Here is a 4113-nt window from a genome sequence, read left to right on the forward strand (position 1 = left end):
TAACGGTAATGAGCCTTTATTTCTTCCGGCTTACGGCGAAAAAACCGAGAGCCTCTTTAAGAATGTCATTAGACCGTTGAAGTTCTAAAACCTCTTTTTCAAGCTCGCATATCTTTTGATCCTTGGCATCATTAGATAAACGTTTGTTACCGCTTCCAACATATGCGGTTTCCTGATATTTTTTACGTTTATTACGCCAGCCCGAAAGGGTGTAATAAGGAATACCGAGTTGGTTAGCAGCGGTATTAAGACCAATTTCATCGGATAGCTTAACAGCCTCTTCTTTAAAAGTTTTGTCGTATTGCATTTTGATCACCTCTGTGTTTTTAATAATACCATAGATTTGGTGAGTTTACCAACTCTACTTAAATGCTACCACTCCAAATTCCTGTATTGCTCGACAGGGATCCCCATTTGTTCGGCTTATTTACATTCTACTTTAGTTCCTTTAATTCAATATAGACAACAAATGGTATGTTTTTGATGATTCATTTACATTCTACTTTAGTTCCTTTAATTCCTAACGTGTCCTTATCCTGAAAATAAAAGCGGATAAACTATTTACATTCTACTTTAGTTCCTTTAATTCAATTACAGGTACAGGCTACTACAATAGACAGATAACTATTTACATTCTACTTTAGTTCCTTTAATTCCCCGATAAAAAGGAAATTGACAGAATAATTATCGCATTTACATTCTACTTTAGTTCCTTTAATTCTTCTTGCCATTTTCGCTCCTTTCATCTTGCATTTTTAAATTTACATTCTACTTTAGTTCCTTTAATTCAGTACATACAGTGTGTATTAATACATTGCCATGCTTTCATTTACATTCTACTTTAGTTCCTTTAATTCCTTGCTGTAATACAGTAAGTGTGTTACCCTCTGCTGAATTTACATTCTACTTTAGTTCCTTTAATTCCTGAAACCTCTATATATGAATAGCCTTTGTTTAATAATTTACATTCTACTTTAGTTCCTTTAATTCTACAGTCCTTTTGACCGTTAGAGAATTTACAGGTATATTTACATTCTACTTTAGTTCCTTTAATTCAAGTCAATTACAGCAAAAGTATAACGATTTACTTACATTTACATTCTACTTTAGTTCCTTTAATTCCTATGTACCTGCAAGCTTTGAAAGAGACAAAGAAAAATTTACATTCTACTTTAGTTCCTTTAATTCACGGTTCCTTCAACGTAGGGAATGACAATTGCGGAGACATTTACATTCTACTTTAGTTCCTTTAATTCATAATTTTCACTAACACACCTAAAGGTACAAAAATTATTTACATTCTACTTTAGTTCCTTTAATTCAAGAACTCTTGACACAATCACAAGAGAGATTATAAAATTTACATTCTACTTTAGTTCCTTTAATTCGCTTGCTGCAATACAGTAAGCGTGTTACCCTCTGCTGAATTTACATTCTACTTTAGTTCCTTTAATTCCAGTTTTAAAAATCCTTTCGAACATTTCATAATCAATTTACATTCTACTTTAGTTCCTTTAATTCATGCCCCAAATGTGCAATACAACCCGTGAAGTTTTCATTTACATTCTACTTTAGTTCCTTTAATTCAGGAGTTACTCCCTCAACAAGCGGAGTTAAAGCCTTATTTACATTCTACTTTAGTTCCTTTAATTCGCCTTTATATATCTTGCCCTCTTAAATTCAAATTCTATTTACATTCTACTTTAGTTCCTTTAATTCTTTCTAAATTTTTCAATATAACGTATAAGTTCATTATTTACATTCTACTTTAGTTCCTTTAATTCGGCGGATATTGTGCTAGATTATAAAGAAATTACATATTTACATTCTACTTTAGTTCCTTTAATTCCCGTTCCTTTATAATCCTTTATATATGCGTTTTCGTCATTTACATTCTACTTTAGTTCCTTTAATTCAACTACTAAGCGAATAGATCCAGTCGATGCGACTCTATTTACATTCTACTTTAGTTCCTTTAATTCAAGTCAATCCTTACTACAAAACGCATGCGGATTAAAATTTACATTCTACTTTAGTTCCTTTAATTCACAGATGTCAGATTATTTGCGTCTAAGTCGGAATGTGAATTTACATTCTACTTTAGTTCCTTTAATTCTGCAACATCCGTAAAAATATATTCTAGAGTATCTCCATTTACATTCTACTTTAGTTCCTTTAATTCAGAGGCTGAAAACGGGCAAGGACTTTACAGACAATATATTTACATTCTACTTTAGTTCCTTTAATTCTTAATTGTTCCTCGCCAGTCTCGATATTTTTTATCATTTACATTCTACTTTAGTTCCTTTAATTCCATACCCAAACGCCTTACCTATTTGTGATACTTTTAAATTTACATTCTACTTTAGTTCCTTTAATTCTGAAAGGCTTGTACAAGGTGAAAATGCGTTAAGCGCATTTACATTCTACTTTAGTTCCTTTAATTCATATTCTCCACAAACATAAAACTTATCTCCATATGTATTTACATTCTACTTTAGTTCCTTTAATTCCATGATGAATCGCAGTTAAATACAAGCTTTAATTCATTTACATTCTACTTTAGTTCCTTTAATTCTCTTGAAACCCTTCTCAGTAAGAAATCTGAAGAAATATTTACATTCTACTTTAGTTCCTTTAATTCTATCAAAGAAATTAACAAGTATTTACTCGAAAAAATATTTACATTCTACTTTAGTTCCTTTAATTCCCGGTGTTCTGTCTTACAATTTCTTGATAGACAGCACCTATTTACATTCTACTTTAGTTCCTTTAATTCTAAAATCATAAAAAGCAGAATAAGACCAATTACACGAATTTACATTCTACTTTAGTTCCTTTAATTCTGCAACATCCGTAAAAATATATTCTAGAGTATCTCCATTTACATTCTACTTTAGTTCCTTTAATTCGTGCTAACAAAGATATTTTCACTTTCCTGGATATCTATTTACATTCTACTTTAGTTCCTTTAATTCTGCAACACCTGAAAATCCTTATACTACAGATTATCAATTTACATTCTACTTTAGTTCCTTTAATTCGATAACACATATAAATTTGTGTTAAGTGGAAATCCTTTATTTACATTCTACTTTAGTTCCTTTAATTCGCAACACCTGAAAATCCTTATACTACAGATTACCAATTTACATTCTACTTTAGTTCCTTTAATTCCAGACACATATGAAAGACCTAACGTAAAAGTTGAGATTTACATTCTACTTTAGTTCCTTTAATTCAATGATTTACTAAAAAAAGCTAAGTCCGTATTAAATATTTACATTCTACTTTAGTTCCTTTAATTCTGTGCCTTTTGGTCATTTAATAATAGATTATTAATATTTACATTCTACTTTAGTTCCTTTAATTCATTGACAGAATAATTATCGCAGGTGGACATAATGACAATTTACATTCTACTTTAGTTCCTTTAATTCCTTTATCATCTTTTTCCCATTTTTTTATGTATTCGTATTTACATTCTACTTTAGTTCCTTTAATTCAAGGGAATGCCGTGTGCGTTCCTTTTTTATTATAGAATTTACATTCTACTTTAGTTCCTTTAATTCCACTGTTAAAGTACCTGAAATGAACACACGTTCCGCAATTTACATTCTACTTTAGTTCCTTTAATTGGAACTGTCAAGATAAGTAGAGTCTTCAAACTCACTAAATTGTTTATGGTTCCTATGCTGCCAGAAGTTGAACCTCCAGCAACTGCTTATACATAACCGGCGGAAGTCCATCCGGGTTTGATGTATATATCCGTTTTTGATTGTAATATATAAATACATACCTGAAGATCATTGTTTTTACTTCTTCTCTTTTCATGCGATAGGTTGGAATCCTGTAAAGGAGTTCCTTCTTGAGCGTTGCGAAGAAGCTCTCCATCCTAGAGTTATCAAAGCAATGATTGACTCCGCTTAAACTTTGACTAACTCCTGCATTAGCAAGAACCTGTTTAAATGCTTCGCTAGTGTACTGACTTCCTCTGTCAGAATGCACAATAGCACCGTTCAGATTGTATTTTTGTAGTTACAGCTTTAAAAGTATCAATGCACAATTCTTTCTTCATGTTATCTTTCTATTAGTAATGGATAGTATCTCTCC

At 31.2% G+C, this 4113-nt stretch carries 2 protein-coding genes and 1 CRISPR repeat array; both genes read right to left on the reverse strand.

Annotated features, from left to right (window positions below):
- Nucleotides 1-16: 16 nt before the first annotated feature.
- Nucleotides 17-307, reverse strand: coding sequence for a transposase (locus HMPREF9333_RS07205; protein WP_005538936.1), 291 nt, complete (start codon nucleotides 305-307; stop codon nucleotides 17-19).
- A 118-nt stretch (nucleotides 308-425) separates the two neighbouring features.
- Nucleotides 426-3639: a CRISPR direct-repeat array (repeat unit 30 nt; unit sequence ATTTACATTCTACTTTAGTTCCTTTAATTC).
- A gap of 51 nt (nucleotides 3640-3690) precedes the next feature.
- Nucleotides 3691-4008 (reverse strand): IS3 family transposase, encoded by a 318-nt coding sequence (locus HMPREF9333_RS12585; protein ID WP_005538937.1) that lies wholly within the window; start codon nucleotides 4006-4008, stop codon nucleotides 3691-3693.
- Nucleotides 4009-4113: the final 105 nt, after the last annotated feature.

The organism is Johnsonella ignava ATCC 51276, assembly GCF_000235445.1.
GTDB lineage: Bacteria > Bacillota > Clostridia > Lachnospirales > Lachnospiraceae > Johnsonella > Johnsonella ignava.